This window comes from Sinorhizobium sp. KGO-5 (assembly GCF_036245905.1).
Classification (GTDB): Bacteria; Pseudomonadota; Alphaproteobacteria; order Rhizobiales; family Rhizobiaceae; genus Sinorhizobium; species Sinorhizobium meliloti_A.
Genome location: NZ_BDIZ01000003.1, coordinates 204933 through 229873 on the forward strand (window position 1 = coordinate 204933; position 24941 = coordinate 229873).

Consider the following 24941-nt stretch of genomic DNA (forward strand, 5'->3'; position numbering starts at 1 on the left):
CAATAGATTCTTGGGGTTTTACCCGGTATTTATACTTCAAAAATTGAAGCAATATTCAGACAAACTGCGTTTCTTTCGCTTGCGCAGCATTTCGACCGGTGAGGTTGCCGATCAGCGTCAACTGACGTGCGAGGCAGTCGTCCAACCGGAACCTCTGCTCGACCGTTCTGCGCGCGGCGCCGCGCAGTTCGCGAAAGTTGTCCGGGCGGTTCAATGCCCCAACGATCGTCTCGGCGAGCGCATCCGTATCGAAGAACGGAACGAGAAGACCGTTGCGGCCGGAGCGGATGACTTCCTGAACCGGCGCGGTATCGGAACCGATAACAAGAGCGCCGCAGGCCATTGCCTCCAGCACCGACCAGGAAAGCACGAATGGATAGGTGAGGTAGAGATGCGCCGCCGATATCTGAAAGAGCTGACGCAGCACGGAGTGCGGCACGACACCGGGGAAGATCAGCCTCTCGCGCGGCATATCCAGAGACGCAAGCAGATGCTCCTTCCACGATCCCCCGCCAGGGGGCGGCGCGCCGTAACTTACCCCATCGCCGCCGACGAAGACGAACAGCGCGTCCGGATGCCGCCGGACGACCTTCGCCGCCGCCTCCAGCGCCTGGGGAAAGCCCCGGTAGGGCTCGAGGTCCCGTGCCACGAAAGTGACGACGGGATCGCCGGCCTTGAGGACGCGCCCGTCCGGCAGCTTCAGCGAAGCCGCCGGGTCGGGGCGGAAACGGCGCGTGTCCACTCCCTCATGGCAAACGGCGATTCGTTGCCGCGCATCGGCTGGATAGAGGCTCTTCTGCCAATTGGTCGGGCTGATACCGCCATCCATCGCCTCCAGCGACAGCAGCTGCGCGATGTTGCGGAGGCGCAAGCGTTTGCGCGTCTCCGGGTCGGGGCGGTCGTCCGGCGCGAAGCCGACATCCGCCCCATCCGACCGATAGAAAAACTCGCAATAGCCGAGTGCCGGCACGCGCGGCAGGACATCCTTCACGAACATCATGCTGCCCCAGCCTATATGGCCGAGAACGATGTCGGGGGTCTGTCCAAGGCGGTCCATCGCCTCGAAGGTTTCCGCTACCCTGTGCCCGATCCGCACATGATGGTCGGGAACGGCAAGATGGCGCGCTATCTGGGGATTCGGTTGCGGACCGGGTTCCGCCCGATGCCGTACGACCCGGACGGAAGGTATCCGCTGGTCCACGGTCTCCGTCACGAGCGTCACCTCGTTCCCCGCTTCAGCCAGATGTCTTGCCAGGGCGGCGAACTGGCCGAACCCACGGCGGTGTACGAATGCTACATGCATCTTCATAAGCCACTTGTCAGTGATCGATCACACCTGCAGCGCCGCGCGTCCGAACGGACGCGCAAAGCTCGTTGCAACACTTGGGTTTCCTGCATGTTACCGCCCTTGCTCGGTTGCGCTTTGAGGAACATGCAGTGATGGAGCGTCAGATGCCGTAGCGTGCGGCATTCCCCCAGACGAGTTCGAGGCGGTGCAGTGTCTGGAAAGCGGTCTCCAGATTCCGCCGGTCCTGATCGCCATGGCTGAGGGCGCGTTCGTAGCCCTTGGCGGCCTGTCGCAGGCCGGTGCAAAGCTGCCTGCCTTTCTCTGAAAGCCGGATGCGGGCCGAACGCTTGTCACGCTGCGATGCGATCCGGTCGATGTAGTCGCCGTCGGCAAGCTGCTTCAGATAATAGGAAATGTTCGAACCCACATAGTGGCCCCGGTCCAGAAGCTCTCCCACCGAGAGCTCCGCCTCGCCTATGGCCAGAAGAACCATCGCCTGCGCGGGACCGATATCCTCGACCCCGAGTTTCGTCAGTTCCGCACGCAACAGGCCGGAAAACCGGCGGCTTGCGCGCTCCATCACCCGGGCCAGCTCGAAATAGGTGACGAGCGAATCATCTCCGTCACGATCGTCTACAGAGGTATCGAGGCCTTTCCGCTGCGTTTCATTCGCGGGAAGGATTGCAACAGTGTCTCCAAAGTCTGCGAACGGATAGAGTATCCTGTGGTTCATCCCTCTCTCCATTGGGAACGTACTTCCAATTCCGGAATTTACTTCAAAACTTGAAGTAAATTTCACAACACCCCTGCCCCGAAATTGCGTGCTCTTGAGCTGGCGATGTTTATTGTGTCACACTTATCGCAACAATACTGTGATTTGAGTGAATCTGGACCAGATCGCCCCATGAAACCCGCGAATGCGCTAATTAGAAGATCGCCACATGCGTGATACTGTTCGAAATCGTTTGATTAGCAAGGGCTCCAGTCGGCCAACACCGGCGCAAAACGGAACAATCGCGCCGAAGCTCCTGGTTCTGCGGGCCCGGCGTGTGTTCGTGGTGACGCTTCTTTATGCAGCCCTGCTCAGCGCCTGCATCAACCTCCTCCAGCTCACAATGCCCCTCTATATGATGCAGGTGCATGACAGGGTGTTGAACAGCCAGAGCATGGATACGCTCGTCATGCTGACGATTCTCGCCCTGGGTGCGCTGATCGTTCTGGGCGTGCTCGACTACATTCGCGCCCTCACCTTTCAGGCCATGGGCAGCGCCGTGGTCCGCTGGCTGAACCTGCCGGTCCTGACCGCCGCCGTCCAGGCCTCGGCCGATCAGGGACTTGCGCGCGCGACGCAGTCCCTGCGCGACCTTACCGAGCTGCGCGGCTTCCTCACCTCTTCGGCGGTGAGCGCCCCCCTCGACGCCGCCTGGTCGCCCATCTTTCTGGGCGTTCTATTCCTGCTGCACCCCCTCTTCGGGCTGATCGGTGCGATCTCCGTCGTCGTACTCGTCTGTTGCGGCCTTCTCAACGACCTTCTGACGCGCCAGCTCATGAAAGAGGCAAGCCAGGCTAATATTGAGGCAGTGTCGAAAATCGGTGCGACATTACGTCACGCCGAGGCCATCGAAGCCATGGGAATGCTGCCGGCGCTCGCCCACAAATGGCGCGCCGCGCAACTGCACGCGCTCAGCGTGCTGGAGGCCAGTGGGATCAGAAGCAGGGCGATGGCCTCGATCACCCGTTCGCTGCGCTTCGCCATCCAGGTGGCGTCGCTGGGCACGGGTGCCCTGCTGGTGATGAGGCAGGAGATCTCGCCGGGCGCAATGATGGCGACCACCATTCTCGTGGGCCGCCTTCTGCTGCCGTTCGATTCCGTCATCGAGAACTGGCGCCAATGGGTGTTGGCGATCGCAAGCTGGCGTCGCGTCGAAACGGCACTGAAGGAAGACCTTGCCGTTCGCCAGACCATGCCGACGCCGCGCTCCGAAGGCGACCTCGTCGTCGACAAGCTGGTCTACGCGGTACCGGGCATCGACGTGCCGATCATCAAGGGCATCAACTTCTCGCTCTCACCCGGCGAGGTGCTTGGAATCGTCGGCCCTTCCGCGGCGGGCAAGTCCACGCTGGCGCGGCTTCTGGTCGGCATTCTGAAGCCCACGGCCGGCGGCGTCTTCCTCGACGGCAACAACGTCTACCTCTGGGAACGGAGCTCTTTCGGACAGATCGCGGGTTATCTGCCGCAATCGGTTTCCCTTCTCGAAGGAACCATCCGTGAAAATATCGCCCGGATGGCGGAGAGCGATCCCTACAAGGTGCTCGAGGCGGCGCGGCTCGCCGACGTCCACGACATGATCGGACGACTGCCGCTCGGCTATGATACGCCGGTGGGCGATGGTCATCTGACGCTTTCCGGCGGGCAAAGGCAGCGCATCGCGCTGGCGCGCTGCCTTTACGGCCGGCCACGCCTGCTGGTCCTCGACGAGCCCAACGCCAATCTCGATGCCCTCGGCGAGCGCGCCCTCATCCGCGCGATCGACGAGGCGCGCAGCGACGGCGCCATCGTCATCCTGATTGCCCACCGGCCGGCCATCATGCAGGTGGCCGATAAGCTGCTCGTGCTGGAAGGCGGCCGCATCAGCCAGTTCGGCCCGCGAACGGATGTGGTGGCGACCATGATGCCCGGCGAAACAAGACGCGAAGGTACCGCTTCATGAACAAGGAAAAGATCCTGCCGGTTCGCCTGGACCTGCAGCCGCCCGTGAAGGCCGAGAGCCCGGAACGCCGCCTGCCGATGGCCGCGCCGGCTCGTCTCTCCGCGCCAATGCCGGCGCCGGACCTCTCCGAAGACAACACGCATTCGCCGATCCGACGCCTCGTCATCGCCGGGTTGACGACGATCCTCGTTGCTTTCGGCGGTTTCTTCGGCTGGGCATTCTCGACGGAACTCAGCAGTGCTTCGGTCACCAGCGGAACGATTGTCGTCGATTCGAAGCGCAAGACCGTCAGTCATTTTGAGGGCGGCGTGCTCGGCCGGATCCTGGTTCAGGAGGGAGATCATGTGGCGCCCGGCCAGCCGCTGATGAAGCTCGAGGATACGCGCGCCCGCTCCGACCTGGAGGCGCTGCAAAGCCGCCGTGTCGGTCTGATCGCAAAACTGGCGCGGCTGCGGGCCGAGCGGGCGGGACTGCAGGCGGTGAGCTTCCCGGCCGATCTTGTCTCCAAGGGCGAGGCTGCCGCGGATGCGGTAACGGCGGAAAACGCGTTTTTCGAGAAGCGGAGCGAGGCCAAGGAGGGCCGTCTGGCAATCCAGCGAAATACGATCGAGGAATATTCGGAGAAGGCGAAGTCTCTCGCAGCCCAGCTTCAGGCGACCGACAGGCAGATCGAACTGATGAACGAGCAGCGGACCGCTATCGCGACCCTTGTCGAAAAAGCCTTCGCCCAGCGCTCGAAACTCATCGAGATCGACGCACGGCTCAGCGAGCTCGCCGCGACCCGCGGCGAACTCGCTGGCGACAAGGCCCAGGCGGAAAAGGCGATGGCGGGGGCCGAGCTTGCGCTCATCGGGATCGAGTCGGATTTCCAATCGGAGATCGCCGGAGAGATCACCACGGCACGCCTCGAACTTGCAGAAGTCGAGCAGCGCATCACCGCCGCCGAGGACGTGCTTCGCCGCCTGGAAATCCGCGCCCCCCAGGCCGGTATCGTCGCCAACATTCAGCTGCGGACGCCGGGCAGTGCCGTCACCCCCGGTCAGCCGCTTCTCGACATCGTTCCCGAGGACGAACCGCTGCTTGTCGAGATGCATGTCAGCACACGTGACATCGACAGCATAACGATCGGCTCCAGTACGCAAATCCGCCTGACGGCCTATAACCAGCGCTCGCACCTGCCCCTGGAAGGCAAGGTAACCTATATCGCGGCGGACCAATCGGTGGATGAGAAGTCCAACGTCGCCTATTTCGTCGCACGGGCAGAGGTGGCGCCTGAATCGCTCGCCGCCAACCCGGACATCCGCCTCTATCCCGGCATGCCCGCGGAAGTGCTGATCGTGCACAAATCGCGTTCGGCAATCGACTACCTCGTCGCCCCGGTCTCCGACAGTTTCAACCGGGCGTTTCGGGAGGACTGATCTGTCTAACGCTTGATATCTCCTGCCGTCGTAAATTACTTTAAATTTTGAAGTGCTTTGTCCGCATTCTCGTCAGAATTACTCCTAAAATTATATTGTGCCAATATTGGCACATGGTCGAGTTATGTTTAAGACGCCGCCTTTCCTCCGAATTATCATCGTTTTATTTTACACATCTGTGTTGTGTTCGTAATTATTGCAGTGCACACTCCGGCACGCAATCCTCGGCTCCGTGCCGATGACGCATGCATCAAACCACGAAGAGGAGAAGCAGATGGCCACTTTGGAAGGCGGCGCATACGACGACGCCCTTTTTGGCTCCCGCTTTGACGATTTCATTCGCGCCCATGGCGGTGATGATTTCGTCAACGGAGGCAATGGGGACGACATCATCTTCGGCGACGACGGTGACGACTTGCTGTTCGGCGGCAACGGAAACGACACCGTGTTCGGCGGCGAAGGCACCGACGTTCTCTATGGCGAAAATGGCAATGACATCCTGGTCGGCGGATCGGGTGACGACCTGATCTACGGCGATAACGGCAACGACATTCTCCTTGGGGGCGCCGGCAGCGACTTCCTCCTCGGAGGCAGAGGCGACGACGTGCTGCTCGGCGGCGCCGGCAACGACGTCATCGACGGCGGTGCAGGGTCCGACCTTCTTGCCGGCGGTCAGGGCAGCGATATCTTCGTTTTCGACGGCGGCGGCGGCAACGACGTCATCCTCGACTTTACCCCCGGCGAAGACGTCCTGCAGATATCCAAGGGCATCAACGGCCTCGACGTCACCGCGCCCGAGGATCTCGCTTCGCGTATCACTCAGGTCGGCGGCAATGTCGTCATCGACCTCGGCCATGGCGACACGCTGACCCTGGTCAATGCCGACGCCGAAGACATTCAGGCCCACCCCGAAAACTATTTCACTGTCCACTGATAGTTTGAGACGCGGGACACGGGTGGAAAACCGCAGGCGGCTTTTCATCATCCCGCATTGGCTTCGAACGGTGCGCCCTGCCCTCCTCCCGTGGGGCGCACCATCCAAGAATTAGTCAGAGGAGTGGCGTGTGACGTTTGACGACCGTACGCGAAGCGCCAGCGGCATTTTCGAGGACGCGAAGGCCTTTCGGCTCGGTTCCGACGTGGCTGTATTGATCTCCGACGTTCGCGCCAGGTTGCCGGCCGCAGCCAAACACACGCTGGTCATGCCGGAGCAACCCGTCCCGCTCGTCAGCACGATGCTTCCTCTTGCGGAGGGTGGACAGCGCGTGCTTTGGGCCATGCGCCCGGGTGACGAAGCGCGCCGCGGACAGATTTACATCGAAAGCGACTTCGTTCAGACGATCGTGCTCCGGCCGGTCGGTGAACTTCCGCCCCTCGACGTGGAGGACCTGTTTTCCGCACTCACGCCGGAGGGCTGCGTCAAGTTCCTGAACAATCTGCTCACTGTCTGGCGAAGCGCGTTCCGTCTGTCCAGGGACCCGTTCTTCATCGGCCTCATCGAGGATGCGCTTCAGGCGCTGACATCGCGGCCGGCCCCCGCCAAGATTGCATGCCCGATCAACCAGGGGCGATACCTGCTCGAAACAGCGATAAGCCCCGACTTCGGCGAGATCAGCGCTATCTATGCCCTTGGGGCCAACGCCATCCTGCCACTGGCGTCGCCGGCGCTGATCGGCGCCCAACGCGAGCATAATCTTCGTCCTTGCCATTTCATCGTCGATTCTCCCCGATACCCCCAGTCTTTCGTGCTTGTCGGCAAAAGGGGCGTTGCCGTGCGCGAGCTCTCCTCCGGCAACCCCCATTGCGCCAACCTCCAGGCCTGGTGGGCAGAACGAGGCGATACGCCGGAGCTGCGCGAATACGTCGTCCGCTGGCTCTCGACGACACCCGAGGGTGGACTTGCCACAGCCGTCGACCTCCAGCTGCGGTCGCCGCTCCCTGAAAGGCGGATCGGCAGGTCTGCAATGCATCCTTCAGCGGAGGTGGACCTCGCATTGACGCTTTCCGGCGGTCTGCTTGCCGGGGGGTGGACCCATGATCCGACAGCCACTCTTGCCGGCATCGACTACCTCAAGGAGGACGGCACCGCGATACCGCTCGACGGCAACTGGTACGAGTTTGCCGCCTGGGCACGCGGGGCGGACGAAAAATCGCGAGCCGACGTGACCGGCTTTGTCGCCTGGCTGCCGTCGAACGATCCGCCGAGCGCCCTGCTCCAGCCGCGGTTCCAGATGCGGCTGGCATCCGGTGCTGTGAAACCGCTCGTGCCGAAGCCGCAACCCTTCGACGCTTCGGCACAGCGCAACCGCATCCTGCGCGCCGTCCCGCCGCAGCACGCGATCGACCAGGCTTTCCGGACGATCCTTGCCCCCGCCCTGCAGGACGTGGAACAGAGGTTGGGAAGAGCTTCCAAGGTCGACTACACCAAGGATTACGACCTGCCCGAAAAGGCGCCGTTGGTCTCGATCGTCGTGCCGCTTTACCGTGTTCTCGACTTCCTGCGGTTCCAGCTCTCCGGCATGGCGACCGATCGCTGGCTCGCAAGCAATGCGGAGATCATCTACGTTCTGGATTCGCCGGAGATTCAGGACGAGACGGAGCATCTGCTTGGCGGACTGCATCTCCTCCACGGGTTGCCGATGAAGCTTGTTGTGATGAACCGCAACAGCGGCTACGCGCGGGCGTGCAATGCCGGCGCGCGCTTTGCCCGCGGCTCGGTCGTCGTCATGCTGAACTCGGACGTCGTTCCGTCTGCACCCGGCTGGCTGCAGAAGCTCATCCGGCCGCTCATGGAACAGAGGAGCCTCGGCGCGATCGGCCCGAAGCTGATCTTCGAGGACGGATCGCTCCAGCACGCGGGCCTCTACTTCGCTCGCGACCAGCGCGGCATATGGCTCAACCATCATTTCCACAAGGGCATGCCCGGCGACTACGGGGCGGCTCAACTTGCCCGCAGCGTGCCCGGCATCACCGGTGCGTGCCTGGTGACGCGCCGGGAAATCTACGAGCTCGTGGATGGATACACGGAGGATTATGTGATCGGCGATTATGAGGACAGCGATTTGTGCCTGAAAATCCGCCGGTGCGGCTATGACATCGCCTACGAGCCGTCGGCGTGTCTCTATCATTTCGAGCGCCGCTCGATCCGCCGCAGCGAAGACTATATGCGCGGGGTCGCCAGCCAGTACAATTCCTGGCTGCACACCGAACGCTGGAACGACGACATCACCGAATTGATGAAAACCGATCTCGGCGGCCGCGACGAGATGCCGGCTCTCTTCGGGATCGGCGCTGCAACGAGGACCGCCGCATGAGCGAGACTGCGCTGCGCCAGGAAAACACAGCTGCCACGGAACTGCCCGCCCGCGACGAGCGCGTGGAGGCGCTGCTCGGGAGCATTCTTCGAAACCGCTTCCTTCCCGAACCTGATCCCGACAGTGTCTTCGTCGGCGACGGTTCCTTCAGGGCGGTGGGCGTCGAATTCCTCGGCCACTTCATCCGGCTGGGGGGACTGCGTCCGGAAAGCCGCGTTCTCGATATCGGCTGCGGCATCGGCCGCATGGCTGTCCCGCTCACCCAGTATCTGGATTTCGAGAAGGGGCGCTACAGCGGGATAGATCCGGTCGACGGCGGCATCGGCTGGTGCCGCCGCTTCATCACCTCGGTCTATCCGAATTTCGCCTTCCAGCGTGTCGATATTGCCCATGAGCTTTATAATCCGAGCGGGAAAATCAGCGGCAATGCGTTGAAACTGCCCTATGCCGACGGTCACTTCGATTTTGTGATCATGACGTCGATCGTGACGCATCTGCCGCCGGACGAAGTCCTGGTCTATCTGCGAGAGGTCGGAAGGCTTCTGAAACCCGGCGGACGCCTCTTCGTGACCGCATTCGTGGTCGATCACGTCGCAGCGGCCAACGAAAACGGCCGGCGCGACGCGCGGCTTTCCTTCGCCCGCGACGGCGACGGTCCATGCTGGTACGTCCCCGACATGCCACGCCTTGCCGCCGTCGGTTTCGACGACGGCTTTCTTGACGGCGCCCTCGACCGGGCCGGTCTCGCAATCACCTTGAAGGCGCTCGGCGCCTGGCGCGGAAAGGAGGCGGAGCACTACCAGGACATCTTCGTCGCCGAACGGCGGGGAGGCGGCGCGTGAGCATGCGCGTGCTCGTAGCGGCTCACAACCATCCGGCCCTCCACCCGGGAGGCACGGAGATTTTCGCACACGACCTGTTCGGCGCCTACAAGCGCGCAGGCTGCGAAGCGCTCTTTCTCGGAGCCACGAACCAGATCCACCGCCAGGCGCGGCCAGGCACGAGCTTTCAAGGCATCGGGCCTGCAGGGGACGAGTTGCTGTTGTGGTCCGGACATTTCGACCGTTTCTTCATGAGTCAGATCGATCTCTACGGCGTCGTTCCGGATATTGCGGAGCTGCTGCGCGACTTCAGGCCGGACGTCGTCCATATCCACCATCTGCTCCTGCTCGGCGCGGAGTTTCCTCATATCGTTCGTCGAACGCTGCCGCAGTGCCGGATCGTCATGACGCTGCACGACTATTATCCCATCTGTCACCATGACGGGCTGATGGTGAAAACGAGCGGCAAGGAACTTTGCCATGGGGCGAGCCCCGACGGATGTCATGCCTGCTTCAAGGACATCGCGCTCGACCGTTTCACCTTGCGCGAACGCCATCTTAAGGCCCTCTTGAGCGACGTGGACCGGTTCGTATCGCCCAGCCGGTTCCTCAAGCAGCGCTTCGTCGATTGGGGGCTTGCGGAGGACAGGATCAGCGTCATTCCCAACGGGCTGCCGGCTCGCGGCGCGCCGGCAGCGGCCCGCCGGATCGGTTCGGATCGTCCGGTCTTCGGCTATTTCGGCAATCTCAACCCCTGGAAAGGCGTGGCGGTACTGCTCCAGGCGGCACGGCAGCTCATTTCCGAGGGGCTGGAGTTCGAGTTGCGCGTTCACGGCGGCGCACCCTTCCAGAGCGAGAGTTTCGTCGACGAGATCACGCGCCTGTTCCAGGAAACGGCACCGACCGTGCAGCAGCGCGGGCCCTACCGGCGTGAGGACGTCGCCGACCTCGTCGCAGCGGTGGATTGCACGATCGTACCCTCGATCTGGTGGGAAAATGCGCCGCTGGTCATCCAGGAGGCGCAGGCCCTCGGACGGCCGGTCATAGCCGGCAATATCGGCGGCATGGCCGAGATGATCGAGGACGGGGCAAACGGCCTCACCGTTGCGCCCAACGATCCCCGGGCGCTCGCCTCTGCCATGCGCCGCCTCGCGCAAGACGGCGCCTTGGCGCGCCGGCTTTCCGCGCATGCGCGGGAACCGGAGAACATCGACACCACGGCACGACGCTATCTCGAATTGATCGAAGCGATCGAACCGTCACGTATCGAAGCGGCATAAAGGGGAAATCGATGGCTGCTGTTGCCGAGAAATCAAATGCCGCACCGGATCAGGACAATACGAAGCCGATGACCGGCCGGGTCGACGCGATCGACCAGGGGCGCATCTTCGGCTGGGCGTTCGATCCGGCAGCACCCGACAAACGCCTCACCATCCGCGTCTATCTGGACGGCAACGTCATTGCCCAGGCGGTTGCCGACCGCAATCGCCCCGATCTCAAGCGCAACGGCATCGGCGACGGCGGCTATGCCTTCGAAATCGCGCTTCCCAAGGCGGCAGCCTCGCGCACCACCGATCTCAAGGTGACCGCCCTGGACGCACGCGGCACCGAACAGCAGCTGCGCGTTCCGCGCCCCGATGAACAGGCGGCCGAAGCCCTCATCGCCGCGCCGCTCGCCAAGGTTCTCGACAAGCTCGACGTCCTCATGGCGGCTCAGCGGCAATTGCAGGTCTCGCAGCGATCTCTCCAGCGCACGCATAATGACGAGGGCGGCGAAGGCGGGGCCTTGGGGCCTGCCGCCGCCGCCGAGATCGGGCAGCGCCTGAACGATATCGATGTTCATTTGATGCGGCTCGATGGCGTGATTGCAGCGATGGAGAAGAACCTCGGAGCCTTGCAGAAGCGGTCGAATGGAGAGTTGAAACCGCTGCTGCTCCTGCTGTTCGTTCTCGCGGGCTTTGCCGCCGGCGCTGCCCTCTCGGTTTTCGCCGGGGCATGAAGAGTACCATGGCCGGAGCAGAACAGGCGCTTCCTCAAACGTCTCAAACAGCCGCGAGGATCATGCGCGGTGGGAGGGTTGTCGCCTGCCCGATCGACGATACGCTGCTGCTCGTCATAGGCGCGGGCGCGCCCGTCGCCGGCCAGGTGCCGGCGCAGATCAACGACGACCCCGCCACCGCGACGAGTGCCTCCATCATCGGTTGGCGCCTGGCTTCGCAGCCGCCAACCGCCACGCACGGGTTCGCGGCGCTCCTGCCCACCAATGACGCCGGCCGTCCGCTTACCACGCTCCGCCTGGGTCAGGAGGGCAGCCCCAGGCGCTATATCTTCGGCCCCCGCACGCTTGCTGTTCGCGATAGCGTGACGGTCCTCGCGGAGCTTGCCGGCGCCCAACTGGCAGAGGTGCTGGACCCGCTCGTGGATGCGATGATGCAGATGTCCACCGGTCGGCGTAGGCTTGCGGCAATAGTTGCCCTGATACAGGCCCGAAAGGGTAGCGACGGCTTCCTCGAATTCGTCGGCGAGACCCACGAGGGAGCGATCTTCCTCAGAGGCTGGGCCCGCGCCGCCGATCCCGGCAACGCTCGCGTGATCGTGTGCGGCGAAAATCCGGTCGTTGCCGACTGTGGCATCGCGACCTTCTCCCGGCAGGACATTCCGCAAGGCGGCGCAGGCTTCATCGGTCTGCTGGCGGCAAGCGAACCGCTTCGCGCACGAGACATCGAGGGGCTCGCCTATCGGGGGCGCGGGGGCTGGCGCTATGCTTCGGTTCACGAGCACCGGCTGATCGGCGGTCCCACGGAGACGCCCGGGCATATCCGCTCCGTGCTGCTTCAGACGCACAGCACCCCTGCCGTTCTGCTCCGGCTGCGTTCGGCCGCCAACAGCTTCGAGGGGCGCGAGACGATCTCCACTCTTCCCGTTCCCGTGCGTCTGGGAGTGGACAATATCTTTCAGGCGAACAGTGGCGCCTTTCTGATCTCCGGCTGGCTCCTCGACCCTGATGAGCATGTCCAGAGCGTCCGGTTGCGGCGTGGACAAAGCGAGATGCGGCTCGACGATCGCTGGACGCGGCTCGAGCGCTCGGATGTGACGGATGCCTTTACCGAAGAGCCGTTGTTCAAAAGCATGCTCGACCGAGAAACCCACCCGCATGGTTTCATCGTGTTTGCCGGCGGACTGGGGGCAGATGGTGTGGCCCCGCTACACCTGGAGTTGACGCTCAAGGATTCCCGCCGGGCTTTTCTGCCGCTGACACCCGCGCGGCTTCCGCCGCGTCAGGCGGTGCTCCGCCAAATCAAGTCCATCGATCCCGAAAACTGGGGCCTGACGGAAATCGTCGATCGACAGATCGTGCCCTTCCTGTGCGCGTCGGAGAGCCCCTCGCCCGGCGTCGGGGCTATCCTTGATGCCGGTGCGTTCGACGAGGCTTCGGGGCCGCCGATCATCGTCGCTGCCGGCCAAGCAGAAGAAAAGGAGCTTGCCCCTTTTCTCGGCCTTCTGGCGCTCGATCCCCAAACGCGGCACGCGCCGATCGCGCTCGTGCTGCACTCCGAATGCTTTCGCCGTCAGGCCGGCCGGATCAGGCAGCTCGCGCAGTTCTATCGGCTTCCGCTCAGGCTGATGTCGGCGGAAACGGCCGATGTCTACGATCTCCTGGAAGCCGGCATTCGCGCGCTTTCGAGCGACCCGGTCGTTCTGCTCGCCGGCTCGCTATTGCCCCGCAGGAGCGGCTGGTACGGCAGGCTGGTTTCCGCCTACGAGGAAAGTGGCGGGATCATTTCGCCCACGCTCGCCTATGAGGACCATTCCGTTCGATGGGCTGGCTCCTGGGCCGACGCGCAGTCCGAAAATTCGCTTTCGGGCCGTTATGCCGGTTATCCGTTGAGCGCGGTGACGGGTCTCAAGCTCACCCGGATCGCGGCGGCCTCTTTCGAATGCTGCATCATGCCGCGCGAGGCTTTCCTCGTCGCCGGAGGCTTTGCCGGCAGCTATCTCGGATCCCGGCAAAAGGGGCAGGATCTCGGCTTGAGGCTCAGCCGTTCGGGGATCGAATCATGGTGGCTGCCTTCGGTGCAGATGCTGGGCTCGGACGAGCCGTTCTCCACCGGCAGCGCCTCCGCGGCTCCTCTCGTCGAGCGGATCGACGAAAGACTGTTTTCGGCCCGATGGGCTCCGCAGCCGCAGGGCGAAGGCAATCGCATCAAGGAGGCTTCCGCATGAGCGAGCGGCTCCGTGTTCTCGTCGTTTCGCATGGACATCCGGCGATGTCGCTAGGCGGGGCGGAGATAGCGTCCCACAGCCTGCACAAGGGCCTGAACACGCTGCCGGGCGTCGAGTCGATCTATCTCGCCCGCGTCGGCCATCCGGTCCCTCGCCACGGCGCCTCAGCACTGATGAGTCTGCGTCTTGCAGTGGACGAAGTGCTCTTCCATGCGGATGATTACGATCACTTCTTCCTGTCCAACGGGGATACGGAGGCGATCCGCCGCGACCTCCTGCGTTTCGTCGGCGATCTGTCGCCTCATGTCGTTCACTTTCATCACCTGATCGGCCTCGGAATGGAGGCGCTTTACGCTCTACGCGAAGCGCTGCCGGAGGCGGTAATCATCGTCACCTTCCATGAGTATCTGTCGCTCTGCCACAATCACGGACAGATGGTGAAGCGACCATCCGCCCAGCTCTGCAACAGTTCGTCGCCGATCAGTTGCCATGGCTGCTTTCCCGATATCCCGGTTTCCCGTTTCCTGAGGCGCGAGGAGTTTCTGCGCGGCATGCTCGGCCTTGCCGATGCCTTCATCTCCCCGAGCATGTTCCTCGCAAACCGCTATGTCGAATGGGGCATCGACGCGGAAAAGCTCTCCGTGATCGACAACGGCATCGTCATGGGCGAGGCCGCACCGGTACGTGATCTGCCGGTCCCGTCCGCCCGACGGAACCGTTTCGCCTATTTCGGGCAGATGACACCCTTCAAGGGCATCGACGTGCTGGTCGACGCGGTCTCGCGCGTGCCGGAAGAAATCTGGGGCGAGGACTCCTGCCTGATGATCTTCGGCGGTAATCTCGAGCGCCAGCCGACCGAGTTCCAGGAGCGCCTGAAGAAGCTCATCGACGACGCCGGGCGCCGGGTGCGTTTTTATGGCGCCTATCAGAATGCCGATATGCCGAGGCTGATGCGCTCGGTCGACTGGGTCGTGCTGCCTTCGATCTGGTGGGAAAACTCGCCCGTCGTCATCCAGGAGGCCCTGCACCACCGCAGGCCCATCATCTGTTCCGACATCGGCGGCATGGCCGAGAAAGTGCAGGACGGAAGGGACGGCCTCCACTTCCGTACCGGCAGCGCCCAGGATCTCGCCGACCGGCTGTCGGAAGTGCTGGGCAAGCCCGAGGCATGGGACCGGCTGCACGCAACGCTGCGGCCTCCGACCGGCCACGTGGAATCGGCCCGCGCGCATGCCGATCTCTATCGTCGGCTGCTGGAGGACAGGCGGAGCTCTCTTGGTGCCGGGCAATATGAAGCGGCGGCACAGGCCTTGGTCTAGCCGCTTGCGGCTCCCCTCAAATTGACAGCTGCTCGGGAATTCCCATGCTCGTTTACGCCGACGAAAACCTGGAAGTGATCCATCTGCGAGGATCGTCGCCCTATCTTCTCGTCACCTTCAACGAGATGGAGATGCAGGCGAACGGCAGCCGCTTCTGGGGTCAGCGGTTCTGCGAGAAAGCCGGCATCGCCGCACTCGGCTTCATCAGCCGGCGGCCGAACTGGTTTCCGGCGGCAAGCGTAGTCGCGGCGGTCGAGGCTGCTGCGCCGATCCTTGCTGAAGCGCCGGAACGGATCCTCTACGGCCATTCGCAAGGCGGCTATGCGGCGCTGCGCTATCGCCGGCGTTTTGGCGCAAGCGTCGCCGTTGCTTTTTGCCCGCAGATCTCGATCGATCCGAAGACAGTACCATTCGACAACCGCTTCGTCCGCCACTTCGCTCCGGGGCTCCACACGAACATGGCAATCGCCCCCGACCAGGCGGCCGGGCGCGCCTATCTGTTCTACGACCCCTTTCATGCCGTCGATCGCCGGCACGCGGAGCGGATCGCGGCGATACAGAGCCAGACGCATCTCATCCCCGTGCATATGACCGGTCACGGCACCGTTCGGGCCTTCACCGGGACGGCGCGCGCGCTTTCGCTCATCGAGGCTTGCCGCGCGGACGACCGCGCCGGTTTGCGCGCACTCGCCCGCTCGGCGCGGATCGGCGCCCCGATGCGCCCCTATCAGATCGCCATCGCGGCGATTGCTCGCCACCCTGCCTGGGCCGACCGGTGTCTTCGACGCTTCGGAGAAGGCTTTTCACCTGTGGAGCGGGTAAACTTTCTTTACCATCGGGCCAACCGCCACATCCGCGACGGCGCACTCGAGATCGCTCGCGACATGCTCGCCGAGGCCGTGGCGCTCCAGCCAGGCAATCTCGGCTTTGCCCGCCGCCTCGAGGAACTCGAAGGCCGCATCGCCCGCACGCGCGCCTCGACACGGGATGAGGAAACCTCGGCACCTCTCTTCTCCCGCGCCGTGACATAGCTGGGCTTGTCTCGCCTGGTTGCGACATTCTTCGCCGCCAACAGACAGCCTTCGCCATATAGATCCATTGCAACCTGAGCGTGGTGCCGGTTAACCGGTACGCACGTTTCAATGGAGGAGAGGAAATCGATGGCGGGAGAATTGGAATTCATGAGCCGGGAGGTCGTTTCCGGCCGCCTGTCGAGGCGCGATTTTCTCGGGCGCGCGGCAGCGCTCGGCGTAACGCTCGCCTCGGCCCAGGTGCTGCTCGGCAATGCCGCGCGGGCGAGCGGCCCGGCCAAGGGCGGCATATTGCGGGCCGGGCTCGTCGGCGGCGAATCCACGAACAGCCTCGATCCGGCGACCTGGGCGAGCCAGGTGCCCTACACATTCGGCCGCTGCTGGGGAGAGCAGTTGCTCGAAGTTTCGCCGGCAGGCGAGATTGAGTATCGGCTGGCTGAAGCCTACGAAGCGTCGAAGGACGCGAAGACCTGGGCGTTCACGATCCGCAAGGGCGTGACCTTCCATAACGGCAAGGAACTGACGCCTGCCGATGTCGTCGCCACGTTCGAGCGTCATGCCGACAAGAACTCGAAATCGGCTGCCCTGCCCTTCGTCCAGGAATTCGAGACCATCAAGGCAGATGGCGACAAGGTCGTCATTACGCTGCGCCAGCCGAACGCCGATATGCCGTTCATCGTCAGCGATTATCATCTGATGATCCAGCCGAACGGCGGCAAGGACGACCCGACTGCCGGCATCGGTACCGGGCCCTACAAAGTCGTCGTCAACGAACCGGGCGTAAAGCATGTCGGCGAGCTGCAGGACGGTTACTGGGGAGCGGCCGAGCGCGGTCATGCCGACCAGATCGAAATCACCGTCATCAATGACGCAACGGCGCGCACCGCCTCGCTCCAGTCCGGCGGCGTGCACATCATCAATCGCATCGAACCGAAGATCGTCGCGCTCGTCAAACGCATTCCAGGGGTCACGATCCGCAACGTCCCCGGGAAGGGCCACTATGTCCTGATCGCCCATTGCAACACGGCGCCCTTCGACAACAACGACCTGCGGCTGGCGCTGAAATACGCGGTGGACCGCGAGGAAATGGTGGCAAAGATACTCGCCGGCTACGGCACGGTCGGCAACGATACGCCGATGATCAAGGGCTACCCGCTGTTCGACGACGATATCGAGCAGCGCGTCTTCGATCCGGACAAGGCGAAGTTCCACTTCAAGAAGTCGGGCCATGACGGTTCGATCCTGCTGCGTACCTCCGACGTCGCCTTCCCCGGGGCAGTTGACGCCGCGCAGCTTTTCCAGGCGAGCGCCGCGAAGTGCGGCATCGATGTCGAGCTGAAGCGCGAGCCGGGAGACGGCTACTGGTCCGACGTCTGGAACAAGCAGCCCTTCAGCATGTCCTATTGGACCGGCCGGCCGACGCAGGACCAGGTCTATTCCATCGCCTATCTTTCAAAGGCGGAATGGAACGACACCCGCTTCTTCCGCGAGGATTTCGACAAGCTGATCTTTGCGGCGCGCGGCGAGCTGGACGAGGCGAAGCGCAAGGTTCTCTATCGCGAGGCGGCAATGATCCTGCGCGATGAGGGTGGTGTGATCGCGCCGATGTTCAACAACTATATCGATGCCACCAGCGACAAGGTCGGCGGCTGGGTCGACGATCCGAACGGCGAACTCATGGGCGGACATGCGCTGACCAAGTGCTGGCTCGCCGCCTGAACGTGATCCTTGAAGCAGCCGGCGGCCGATGGCCGTCGGCCTCGTATCGCGCCGGCTCTCAACCTTTGAAACTACGGACTTGCGGACGGAAAACGTCAGCCAGTTTTCCTGGAAGTGCTCTAGCCGCGGCGGCGATGCAGCGAAAGCCATCCGTCGTCGACGAGGCGAGCCTCGACGTCGGTGTAATGCGAAAGCATGATATGCGGCATCTCGGCCGCAGCGGCATGCGCCCCGGTGATGACGGCAACCTCGGCGCCCGCGGATTTGCCGGCGAGAACACCCGCAGGCGCGTCCTCGAAAACGAGGCAATCTTCGGCACGCACCCCGAGTCTCTCTGCCGCGAGCAGATAGCCCTGCGGGTCGGGCTTCCCGACCGAGACATCCTCACCGGTCACCATGTGGCGAGGCAACGGAATACCGGCCGCCTCGAGCCGGCGCGCGGCGAGTTCGAGCGGCGCCGACGTAACGATCGCCCACCTTTCCGGCGGCAATGTCTTCAGGAAGGTGACGGCGCCCGGAATTTCGACAATCCCCTCGACATCGGCGATCTCCGCCTCGGCAAGAATGCGCGCCTCCTGTTCCGGATCGACCGGCAGGCCCAGCGCGCGGATCGTATCGACGGCTCGCACGCCGTGGACGACCTTCATGAGCGCCACGGGGTCTATTCCGTTGCGGAGTGCCCAGGATCCCCAGACCCTTTCAACGACTGCCATCGAGTTGAGCAGCGTGCCGTCCATGTCGAAAAGGAGGGCGGCGAAATTCTTCGTGAAGATTGCGGAAGAGGACGTGTCCAAACCGTGTCCCTTGGATTTCGAGTTCACATGCCTTGCAGGTCGGCACAACTATAGCCTGACGCGGCGTTGCACAATGCTAAAGCAATTGCTTTCCGCACGCATCGCACTGCCCCGGTTGCAGGAACCTGTGACCTACCGAAGGGGAGTAGGATTAAATCGTGTTGCGTGTTATACAGGCTCGAAACGAGAGCGGCCGATATGCGTACAACCCAATCCCTCAGCATTACCCTGCCGATCGAAATGGCCGAAATGGTCAAAGCGAAGGTGACATCGGGTGAGTATGCCACTGAAAGCGAAGTGATCCGCGACGGTTTGCGTACACTGGCTGCGCGGGACGCTGCGGTGGAACGCTGGCTGCGCGAGGAAGTCGCTGCCGCCTACGACGCCCATAAAGCCGACCCGACACGCGCTGTCCCTCTTGAGGACGGTATGGCACAGGTCCGATCGCGCGTCGCCAAGGGCAAGAGTCAGGCTTGAATGAGGCATTATACCGTTCGCCTGTCACCTGAAGCGCAGACCGATCTGGTGCACATCTATGGGTATGTCGTCGAACGGTCTGGCTCAACCGATACGGCAGACCGATACATTGAGCGCATCAGCGGGTTGCGCGTCTCATAAGACGCGCGGCGCTTTAGGAAACTTTCCGGAGGACTGCAACCTCTCCTCTCCTCATCCCTGTACTCGTCATAGGGATCCAGCAGCGCCGCGTCTGCGGCGCGGGAAGAGTTCTTTCAGCCCAAGGACTTGGGCTGGCTGGATTCCTGTGACAAGCACAGGAATGAGGAAATGAAACAAGTCGCGGCGGGTAGCCCGAATCTAAACAGGCCCTTAGCTGTATCCATCCGTAACCAGAAAATCGATCGGGCCTCCCGCCCTGTCGTCATCGAAAACGGCGCAGGAGAGCATGCCGCCGAAGACGGCGCCGGAATCGACATTGGTCCTGTTCCCGACGGTGCGCGGATTGCTTCGGCTCGGCGTGTGTCCGTGGCAGACATGCTTGCCCCAATAGGTGCCGGAGTAGTTCGGATCGGTGCGGATCCAGAGGAGGATGTCGTCGCCCTGTTCTTCGAGCCGAATGGTCTCGTCGACACCGGCATGGACGAAAATGCGGTGCTGATCGACGACGAGCGACGGCAGTTCCGCCATCCAGACCAGATGGCTCAACGGAATGGCGCCGCTATAGGAAGCCATCGTCTCCTCTCCCCCGTTCGTCAGCCATAGGGACATCTCGGCCTCGCCCTTGCGTGCCGCCAGCAGCATGGCCTCGTGATTGCCCTTGAGCGTGATCCATTCCCAGCCCGCCCTGCGCGGCCCGGCCATGATCCGCTCCACGACGCCGCGGCTGTCCGGGCCGCGATCGACGAGGTCGCCGAGGAAGACCACCCTGCCGCCGGCGACGACGGATTCGATACTGGCAAGCAAGGTTTCGAGTTGTGCGAGGCAACCGTGAATGTCACCGACGGCGAAGGTGAAACGCCGGCTATTCATGAATCGCTTCTCCTTTGCTCGTCCAAGACGGCGCGCTCCTTTCGTCGCTGATAAGAATCGGCCATCTGAGGCCGCCCAGGGTGTCCGAGAGCTTTAGCGCATCACCCGGACAATCGGAACCGATATTCGGAAAGCCCGATGCGTAGCAGGAACAGAGAGCGCGGACAGGCACAAGACGGCATTCTTCACCTGGTCCCGGTGCTTGTCAGAGGGATTCGGCAGCGCCGCGTCTGCGGCGCGGAAGAAACGTGGCAGCCCAAGAACTTGGGCTGACTGAATTCCTGTTACGGGCACAGGAACTAAGGCCCCAGGGAGATCCGCGCCAGGACTACCGGTGAGACGATCCCTTCGGAATCGCTGAACTGGTGATCGAGACGGGATCGCTTGCGGGAAACGTATCTTCGAGACCCTCTTCCAACTGCTCTTCCATGGCGTCCCGGTCATGCGCTTGCCGGGCATTCGCAAGCGCTCCCTTGGGGACCGAAGGAGACCGTTTCGTGCCGGTAATGGCAAGAAGCGTTTCATCCGCCGCGATAGCCGCGGCGAGTATCTCCTTTGCCTGGGAAACGGCATTCAGCCTGTTGAGGCTACCGTCGGCGTTCTGCGGGCAGGAGACGGAGACGACCTCCCCGTTGGTGCCGACGAACTCGACGGTGAAACCCGCCTTGCCGCCGCGCTCGGGATAGACCTGAATTCCGGCGATCTGCATCTGATTCTCCTCTGATGGACGCCCCGCCGGCTGCGGATGCGAGACCGGCCTGCAGTCTACCAGATTTGGCGAAGGTCGACAGCTTGCCGGTGGGAGAGGCATATCGGAAAATCACAGAAGGCCGGGCGCCCACCTCGCTTCCTGCGACCCGCCGGCGCTTGATGCGGGTTCGCCATTCTGGGCCGCGTGATATCCCGGCACCGGCCGGTTCTCTTTGTCTAGGGGCCGGGTGCAGGCGGCAAAAGCGTCGAGATCGCGGTTATAGATTCTCGTCTCGACGTCCATCATGCCGAGCACCGTGTGAAACAGGTTGTCGTGCGATTTGGGCTGGTCGGCGTCCTTGGCAAGACAGCCGGCATCGACGCCCATCGCAGCCTGGTACGGCTTCGAAAACCAGGCGATGAACGGCACCTGGGTCTGCTCCTTCGGGGCGATCACATAAGGCGCGCCGTGGAGGTAGAGGCCGTTCTCCCCAAGCGATTCGCCGTGATCCGACATATAGATCATCGCGCCGGCAATGCGGTCCTGATGCTTTTCGAGCAGCCGCGCGACGCTGGCGAGGATGTGGTCGGTGTAGAGGATCGTATTGTCGTAGGCATTGACCAGTTCCGCGGTCGAGCAACGCATGAGTTCCGGCGTTCGGCAGTCGGGCGTGAAGCGGCGGAACGCCTCGGGATAGCGAAGGTAGTATGAGGGGCCGTGGCTGCCGAGCTGATGCAGCACGATGACGCTGTTCGACGTCGCCGCCCCGAGTTTCCGGTCGAGATCGCCGAGGAGGATCTCGTCCAGGCATTCGCCGTTGGTGCAAAGCGGGCTGTTCTTGCGGCCGGTCTGGCTTGCGAAGCTGATGAGATCGGCAATCCCCTTGCTGCCGGTATTGTTGTCCCACCAGCTCACCGAGACACCGGCATGCGTCAGCACATTGACGAGATTTTCGGTCGAGCGCGCTTTCCAGTCGCTGTACTGGCTGCGCGGATAGACCGAAAACATGCAGGGAAGCGAGACGGCGGTCGCCGTGCCGCAACTCGTCGTGTTGCGGTAGTTGACGACCCCGAGTGCCTGCAATTCCGGATTCGTCTCGCGTTCGTAGCCGTTGAGCGAAAAGTTCATGGCACGCGCCGTCTCGCCCGCAACGACGACGACGACGACCGGTTTCCCCGCGGCGGCAACGCGCGCGCCCTGATGCGCGTCGGTTCCAAGAGGGTGTACGACCAGATTGCGCTCCCGATAGGTCGAAAGGCCGTAGCGCACGGTGGCAATCAGCGGTCCGGACGGATTGAACCTTTTCATGAGGTCCGTATGTTCGCGCAGCGCGTAGGCCACCGTCGCGAAGTTGGAATAGACGAGGCCTGCGCCGACGAGGAGCGATACGGAGACGAAGGCGAAATTGACCGCGGCCTTCCGCAGGAACCGGCGGTGGCGTACCCTGACCCAGGCGATCAGGATCGAAGGGAGGACGGCGTAGACGAGGAGATGCCGCGCAAGGCTGAATGTCAGCAGGTGGCTGGCTTCGGCCTGTGTCGTAACGGCGGCATTGCCGATCATGTCCCGGTCTATGACGATGCCGAAGGTGTCGGCAAAATACGCGGCCGTCGCCGACACCAGGATGAGAATGACCAGCGCCGGCTTCATCAGGTACTTGAGCGAGAGAGGCGTCAAGATCGCGAAGAGGACGAGGTAGAGTGCCGCTGCGAAGGCAAGCAGGCTCATCCAGGCGTGATCGAAATAGACGTTGGCATGAGCCCAGAACGAGTTGTTGGTCGCCAGCAGCAGATAGAGAGCGACGATCGCGCTCAGGCTTATACTGCCAATCTCGGGCCGGGGAATCCGCGGGATCTTCAAGCTGCTCACCTCCAAAGCCGCGCCCCTTGCAGGCTTGGTGCGGCGTGACCTTCATGTTCCCTGCACCGTTTGCGATCCAGGGGAGCATGCCCAGTAGCCCGGACGAGCTGTCGGAAAGCTGTCGGCATCGCCGGTACGAGCGGCGTCCCCGCGCCCGGCAGGGATTTCGCAAGTTGGCACCCCGGGAAAAACGTCCTATGGTCCCCCGTCACCGGCGCCAGAAGACTCAGGCTGCGATCTGCATGCGTTTACTCCTCGTCGAGGACAGTCCTCGCCTTACCGAACTCATCAACGAGACCATGCATGACGCGGGTTGGCGGCTCGACGGCGTTTCGACATTGCGCGATGCCGAGGCCGCCATTGCCGCACGCGAGCACGATCTGGTTCTCCTCGATCTCGGCCTTCCCGACGGCGACGGCCTGCAGCTCCTGCAATGGATCCGGCGGGAGCATGTCGGCCTGCCGGTGCTGATCATCACCGCACGCGGATCGGTCGACGAGCGTATCGCCGGGCTCGACGCCGGCGCCGACGATTATCTCGTCAAGCCGTTTCACCATCGCGAACTTCTGTCCCGCTGCAGGGCGATGCTCAGGCGAAATCCCAATGCGATACAGCCGGTCCTCGAGGCCGGTGCCCTGCGCTATGATCCTGCAACGGCGGAGCTTACCTGCGAGGGCGCCGTTCTGCCGCTTCCTCCGCGCGAGCGCTCGCTGATCGAAATCCTGTTGCGCGAGGTCGGGCGTGTCGTCCCGAAGCGCAGGCTCGAAACGGCCCTTTCGGAATATGGCCAGGAACTGAGCTCGAATGCGCTGGAACTCGCCGTCTCCAGGGTGCGGAAGCGACTGCAGTCGGCGGAAACCGGCGTGCAGATCGAAACCGTGCGCGGCATTGGTTATCTGCTTCGGACGGTTTGATGAAGAGCTGGAACCCGTCGCTCATCGGCATCGTCGCCCGCCGCATCATCGCCTTCTCACTGCTCGCCATGATGCTGCAGGTCGGCGTCGTCTTCGCCGACTACTGGTTCGATGATGACGAGCTCAGCGTCCTGATGCTGCAGGAGGAGACAGACACCCTGTCGACCGCAATCGCGAAGCAGGACGGGGAGCTGACATTCAAGCTCAGTCACGAACTGAAAGAGCGTTACCTGGAACGCGATGGACCGGGTGCGATCTATGTGAGGGTGCGCACCGCTTCCGGCTCGGTGCTCTTCACCAATTGCTCGGCCGAATGTTCGGAGCATTTTCTTCCGCTCGCCGTCAACGCACCGACTTTCTGGAAACGGCTGATCGCACCCGGCAAACCCTTCAGCGTTGCCGGCGGCCAATCGTTCGAGCGTTATGGAGAGATCGTGCTCGTAGAGCTGGCCGTCCTGAAGGACCCCAACGGCTTCATGTACAGCGTTTTGCTGCGCGAGATGTTCGATTCCATGATCGTGCCCATGACGCTGATGTTCTGCCTCGTGATCGGGGCCACGATCTGGTCGATCCGCAGTGCGCTCAAACCGGTGGCAGCAGCGGTGCGGGCGGCCGATGCGATCGATCCGCGCGACGGCAATGCCCGCCTCCCCTCGTCGCGCATGCCGGAGGAGATCGAGCGCCTTGTCGTGGCCGTCAACCGTCTCCTGGCGCGCGTTGCAGATCTCATCCAGGCGCAGAAGGTCTTTTCCTCCTCGATCGCCCACGAGATCCGCACACCGGTTTCGATCGCCAAGATGGAGCTGAGCCGCATCGACGATCCGCGCGCCCGCAATGCGGAGCGCGATCTCGATGCGCTGACCCACATTCTCGAGCAATTGACCTCGCTTGCCCGGGCCGACTCTGTGGACCCCTCGGCCTTTCAGCGCGCCGACCTCTCGGCGATCGGGGCGGAGGTCGCGCAGACGACTGCGCCATTTGTTTTCGACAACGGCAAGTCCATCGAATTCGTAGACCACGGCACACCGCCCGTAAGCGTGATTGCGCCGCTCATCGAGAACATGTTGCGCAACCTGATCGAAAACGCGGTGAAGCATAATCCGCCCAATACGCGCATAGTGCTCGCCTGCGGTCCCGGACCTCTGGTGTCTGTCGAGGACAACGGCAGGGGCCTCGTCGATCTGCCGGAGCACAATGACGATCTCGGCTACGTCAAACGCTCCGGCCAGCTCGGGCTCGGCCTCAAGATCGTACACCGCATCGGCGAGCTTCACAAAGCGAGGATCGCGGTCGATACGGTTCCCGGCGGAGGGACGAAAATCACCATCGATTTCGCCGCGGCTGCCTAA

The 24941-nt window shown here is 62.9% G+C and carries 20 protein-coding genes; 14 read left to right on the top strand and 6 right to left on the bottom strand.

The features are described 5' to 3' along the window. Positions 1–55: 55 nt before the first annotated feature. A complete protein-coding gene (locus tag BHD07_RS15025) occupies positions 56–1309 on the bottom strand; it encodes a glycosyltransferase family 4 protein (protein WP_338281278.1) in 1254 nt (417 codons plus the stop codon). A gap of 139 nt (positions 1310–1448) precedes the next feature. Next, the gene (locus BHD07_RS15030; RefSeq protein WP_018098853.1) at positions 1449–2021 is read right to left on the bottom strand and encodes a MarR family transcriptional regulator; all 573 of its coding nucleotides are present in this window, start codon (positions 2019–2021) and stop codon (positions 1449–1451) included. Positions 2022–2229: 208 nt separating this feature from the next. On the opposite strand from BHD07_RS15030, the gene BHD07_RS15035 reads away from it, so the two are divergent. The 11 genes from BHD07_RS15035 to BHD07_RS15085 all read left to right on the top strand — a co-directional run bounded on the left by BHD07_RS15035 (position 2230) and on the right by BHD07_RS15085 (position 17845). Then, the gene (locus BHD07_RS15035; protein ID WP_338281280.1) at positions 2230–3999 is read left to right on the top strand and encodes a type I secretion system permease/ATPase; all 1770 of its coding nucleotides are present in this window, start codon (positions 2230–2232) and stop codon (positions 3997–3999) included. Continuing rightward, a complete protein-coding gene (locus tag BHD07_RS15040) occupies positions 3996–5417 on the top strand; it encodes an HlyD family type I secretion periplasmic adaptor subunit (RefSeq protein ID WP_338281282.1) in 1422 nt (473 codons plus the stop codon). The genes BHD07_RS15035 and BHD07_RS15040 overlap by 4 nt, the downstream gene beginning before the upstream one ends. Positions 5418–5691: 274 nt before the next feature. Beyond that, positions 5692–6351, top strand: coding sequence for a calcium-binding protein (locus BHD07_RS15045; protein ID WP_018098856.1), 660 nt, complete (start codon positions 5692–5694; stop codon positions 6349–6351). A gap of 130 nt (positions 6352–6481) precedes the next feature. Beyond that, positions 6482–8731, top strand: coding sequence for a glycosyltransferase family 2 protein (locus BHD07_RS15050; RefSeq protein WP_338281284.1), 2250 nt, complete (start codon positions 6482–6484; stop codon positions 8729–8731). Continuing rightward, entirely contained in the window at positions 8728–9573 is an 846-nt protein-coding gene (locus BHD07_RS15055) for a class I SAM-dependent methyltransferase (protein WP_338281286.1), read from the top strand. Before BHD07_RS15050 ends, BHD07_RS15055 begins: the two co-directional genes overlap by 4 nt. Continuing rightward, entirely contained in the window at positions 9570–10832 is a 1263-nt protein-coding gene (locus tag BHD07_RS15060; RefSeq protein WP_338281288.1) for a glycosyltransferase family 4 protein, read from the top strand. The genes BHD07_RS15055 and BHD07_RS15060 overlap by 4 nt, the downstream gene beginning before the upstream one ends. An 11-nt stretch (positions 10833–10843) precedes the next feature. Further along, positions 10844–11551 carry a hypothetical protein gene (locus tag BHD07_RS15065; RefSeq protein ID WP_338281290.1) on the top strand — a complete coding sequence of 236 codons (708 nt, stop codon included), beginning with the start codon at positions 10844–10846 and terminating at the stop codon, positions 11549–11551. Positions 11552–11559: 8 nt separating this feature from the next. Continuing rightward, positions 11560–13776, top strand: a complete 2217-nt coding sequence (locus BHD07_RS15070) for a hypothetical protein (RefSeq protein WP_338281292.1) — start codon at positions 11560–11562, stop codon at positions 13774–13776. Continuing rightward, the gene (locus BHD07_RS15075; RefSeq protein ID WP_338281293.1) at positions 13773–15095 is read left to right on the top strand and encodes a glycosyltransferase family 4 protein; all 1323 of its coding nucleotides are present in this window, start codon (positions 13773–13775) and stop codon (positions 15093–15095) included. Before BHD07_RS15070 ends, BHD07_RS15075 begins: the two co-directional genes overlap by 4 nt. A gap of 44 nt (positions 15096–15139) precedes the next feature. Beyond that, positions 15140–16126, top strand: coding sequence for a hypothetical protein (locus BHD07_RS15080; protein WP_338281295.1), 987 nt, complete (start codon positions 15140–15142; stop codon positions 16124–16126). A 129-nt stretch (positions 16127–16255) separates the two neighbouring features. Further along, on the top strand, positions 16256–17845 hold the full coding sequence (locus BHD07_RS15085) for an ABC transporter substrate-binding protein (RefSeq protein WP_164866860.1): 1590 nt from the start codon (positions 16256–16258) through the stop codon (positions 17843–17845). Positions 17846–17964: 119 nt separating this feature from the next. Here BHD07_RS15085 and BHD07_RS15090 read toward each other — a convergent pair whose 3' ends face one another. Beyond that, on the bottom strand, positions 17965–18639 hold the full coding sequence (locus BHD07_RS15090; RefSeq protein ID WP_338281299.1) for an HAD family hydrolase: 675 nt from the start codon (positions 18637–18639) through the stop codon (positions 17965–17967). 198 nt (positions 18640–18837) lie between these two features. Here BHD07_RS15090 and BHD07_RS15095 point away from each other — a divergent pair, with 198 nt between their 5' ends. After that, complete coding sequence (locus BHD07_RS15095) at positions 18838–19116, top strand: ribbon-helix-helix domain-containing protein (RefSeq protein ID WP_100670211.1); 279 nt, start codon at positions 18838–18840, stop codon at positions 19114–19116. Between the two features lie 351 nt (positions 19117–19467). On the opposite strand, the gene BHD07_RS15100 is transcribed toward BHD07_RS15095, so the two are convergent. The 3 genes from BHD07_RS15100 to BHD07_RS15110 all read right to left on the bottom strand — a co-directional run bounded on the left by BHD07_RS15100 (position 19468) and on the right by BHD07_RS15110 (position 22678). Beyond that, on the bottom strand, positions 19468–20127 hold the full coding sequence (locus BHD07_RS15100; RefSeq protein ID WP_338281302.1) for a metallophosphoesterase family protein: 660 nt from the start codon (positions 20125–20127) through the stop codon (positions 19468–19470). Positions 20128–20455: 328 nt separating this feature from the next. Further along, a complete protein-coding gene (locus BHD07_RS15105) occupies positions 20456–20836 on the bottom strand; it encodes a hypothetical protein (protein ID WP_338281304.1) in 381 nt (126 codons plus the stop codon). A 111-nt stretch (positions 20837–20947) separates the two neighbouring features. Further along, entirely contained in the window at positions 20948–22678 is a 1731-nt protein-coding gene (locus BHD07_RS15110) for a phosphoethanolamine transferase (RefSeq protein WP_338281305.1), read from the bottom strand. A 242-nt stretch (positions 22679–22920) separates the two neighbouring features. Between BHD07_RS15110 and BHD07_RS15115 the strand changes: the two genes are divergently transcribed. Together BHD07_RS15115 and BHD07_RS15120 are read left to right on the top strand one after the other, a co-directional pair. Next, positions 22921–23592 (top strand): response regulator, encoded by a 672-nt coding sequence (locus BHD07_RS15115; RefSeq protein WP_275599177.1) that lies wholly within the window; start codon positions 22921–22923, stop codon positions 23590–23592. Then, the gene (locus BHD07_RS15120) at positions 23592–24941 is read left to right on the top strand and encodes a sensor histidine kinase (protein ID WP_275599178.1); all 1350 of its coding nucleotides are present in this window, start codon (positions 23592–23594) and stop codon (positions 24939–24941) included. The genes BHD07_RS15115 and BHD07_RS15120 overlap by 1 nt, the downstream gene beginning before the upstream one ends.

What these genes read in the sequence shown, in the direction of transcription:
- BHD07_RS15025 (WP_338281278.1), bottom strand. Translation starts at nt 1,309, where the DNA reads ATGAAGATGCATGTAGCATTCGTACACCGCCGTGGGTTCGGCCAGTTC.
- BHD07_RS15100 (WP_338281302.1), bottom strand. Translation starts at nt 20,127, where the DNA reads ATGAATAGCCGGCGTTTCACCTTCGCCGTCGGTGACATTCACGGTTGC.
- BHD07_RS15105 (WP_338281304.1), bottom strand. Translation starts at nt 20,836, where the DNA reads ATGCAGATCGCCGGAATTCAGGTCTATCCCGAGCGCGGCGGCAAGGCG.
- BHD07_RS15030 (WP_018098853.1), bottom strand. Translation starts at nt 2,021, where the DNA reads ATGAACCACAGGATACTCTATCCGTTCGCAGACTTTGGAGACACTGTT.
- BHD07_RS15095 (WP_100670211.1), top strand. Translation starts at nt 18,838, where the DNA reads ATGCGTACAACCCAATCCCTCAGCATTACCCTGCCGATCGAAATGGCC.
- BHD07_RS15120 (WP_275599178.1), top strand. Translation starts at nt 23,592, where the DNA reads ATGAAGAGCTGGAACCCGTCGCTCATCGGCATCGTCGCCCGCCGCATC.
- BHD07_RS15070 (WP_338281292.1), top strand. Translation starts at nt 11,560, where the DNA reads ATGGCCGGAGCAGAACAGGCGCTTCCTCAAACGTCTCAAACAGCCGCG.
- BHD07_RS15045 (WP_018098856.1), top strand. Translation starts at nt 5,692, where the DNA reads ATGGCCACTTTGGAAGGCGGCGCATACGACGACGCCCTTTTTGGCTCC.
- BHD07_RS15055 (WP_338281286.1), top strand. Translation starts at nt 8,728, where the DNA reads ATGAGCGAGACTGCGCTGCGCCAGGAAAACACAGCTGCCACGGAACTG.
- BHD07_RS15085 (WP_164866860.1), top strand. Translation starts at nt 16,256, where the DNA reads ATGGCGGGAGAATTGGAATTCATGAGCCGGGAGGTCGTTTCCGGCCGC.
- BHD07_RS15035 (WP_338281280.1), top strand. Translation starts at nt 2,230, where the DNA reads ATGCGTGATACTGTTCGAAATCGTTTGATTAGCAAGGGCTCCAGTCGG.
- BHD07_RS15040 (WP_338281282.1), top strand. Translation starts at nt 3,996, where the DNA reads ATGAACAAGGAAAAGATCCTGCCGGTTCGCCTGGACCTGCAGCCGCCC.
- BHD07_RS15115 (WP_275599177.1), top strand. Translation starts at nt 22,921, where the DNA reads ATGCGTTTACTCCTCGTCGAGGACAGTCCTCGCCTTACCGAACTCATC.
- BHD07_RS15075 (WP_338281293.1), top strand. Translation starts at nt 13,773, where the DNA reads ATGAGCGAGCGGCTCCGTGTTCTCGTCGTTTCGCATGGACATCCGGCG.
- BHD07_RS15080 (WP_338281295.1), top strand. Translation starts at nt 15,140, where the DNA reads ATGCTCGTTTACGCCGACGAAAACCTGGAAGTGATCCATCTGCGAGGA.
- BHD07_RS15065 (WP_338281290.1), top strand. Translation starts at nt 10,844, where the DNA reads ATGGCTGCTGTTGCCGAGAAATCAAATGCCGCACCGGATCAGGACAAT.